This is a genomic window from Neoluteolibacter marinus, from assembly GCF_014904755.1.
Lineage (GTDB): Bacteria > Verrucomicrobiota > Verrucomicrobiia > Verrucomicrobiales > Akkermansiaceae > Haloferula > Haloferula marina.
Genome location: NZ_JACZFQ010000144.1, coordinates 1 through 1214, shown reverse-complemented (window position 1 = coordinate 1214; position 1214 = coordinate 1). Strand labels below are relative to the sequence as shown.

The window sequence follows — 1214 nt, the reverse complement described above, 5'->3', positions numbered from 1 at the left end:
GGATGGGCGGTGTCATTCCTGACGAACGTCGGTGCGCTCACCCGTCCGGAGCGCGGCCACTATCAGATCGCGGAGGCCGGCTGTGAAGTCGTCGGGCGCTTTCCCCAAGGGGCGAGAGAGCGAGACATCGCCGCGCTGGGCGAGGACCCGGGCTCACTGATCCGGCCTTATGTTGCGCGCGCAAAGAACGCAAGAGCCTCCGTTGCCTCAGCAGACACCGACGACGAGTCGTCTATGACGCCGATCGAGCAGGTGCAGAGCGGGATCGAGCGGATCCACGAGGAGACCGCGATGGAGCTCCTCACCCGGCTCAGGGGCAACGACCCCGGCTTCTTCGAACAGGCAGTGGTCGACCTGCTTCTTGCGATGGGTTACGGCGGCACGACCGGACGCGGCAGTGTCACCCAGCTCTCGGGCGACAGCGGCATCGACGGGGTGATCGATCAGGACATCCTGGGACTGAACCGCGTCTACATCCAGGCCAAGCGCTACGGGGATGACAACACCGTCGGGCGCCCCGATCTTCAGGCCTTCGTCGGAGCTCTGAGCGGCAAAGCCGACAGCGGCGTGTTCATCACGAGCAGCCGCTTCTCCGAAGGCGCCCGCACCTACGCCAAGAATGTCCCGACGCGCATCATCCTCATCGACGGCAAGCGCCTCACGAGCTTGATGATCCGCTTCGGCGTCGGGGTGCAGGTCAAGGAGACCTACAAGGTGATCGAGATCGACGAGGACTTCTTCGCGTGATCTGGTGATGCGGGGTCGAACTGGGCTCAGCCCTGCTCGGCCGGTCCCTGCACGTCGCAGCGCAGCCACAGGCTGCCGTCCTCCAGGGGCTCGACTCCCTTCAGCGCGAAGCCGATCGGCAGGGGACTCGAGTGCTCGCCGCTGGCCTCGAACAGGGAGGCCGTGTCGGTCTCGCCGTCGGCCAGCGGCATCATCACCTGACTCGTGCCACTTGAGAGCTCCTGGCTGACTTGGCCGGTGTTGTCGCTGGTCAGGGTCCTGTGGCGGGGGTCGGCGACACACTAATCGGGTGGGTAGGGTCGGACCGTGGTGTTCGTGCGTAAGGTCCGGACGGCGTCGGGGGCGACGGCGGTGCAGATCGCTGAGCGCCGGGGCGGGCGGGACAAAGTCCTCGAGCACCTGGGCTCAGCGCACACCGAGGCCGAGCTGACCGCGCTGTTGGAGGCCGCCCGGGTGAAGATGCACCC

2 protein-coding genes and 1 pseudogene are annotated in these 1214 nt (G+C 66.6%); 2 read left to right on the top strand and 1 reads right to left on the bottom strand.

The annotated features are described in order from the left end of the window. On the top strand, positions 1–747 hold a 747-nt coding region (locus tag IG178_RS24205; RefSeq protein WP_226895738.1), incomplete at its 5' end, for a restriction endonuclease. 26 nt (positions 748–773) lie between these two features. Here the strand turns inward: IG178_RS24205 and IG178_RS24200 are convergent. Next, positions 774–944: a hypothetical protein gene (locus IG178_RS24200; RefSeq protein ID WP_193215167.1), complete on the bottom strand. Its 171-nt coding sequence runs from the start codon at positions 942–944 to the stop codon at positions 774–776. A 109-nt stretch (positions 945–1053) separates the two neighbouring features. Here IG178_RS24200 and IG178_RS26285 point away from each other — a divergent pair. Beyond that, positions 1054–1214: pseudogene (locus IG178_RS26285) on the top strand (IS1634 family transposase); the annotation flags it as partial.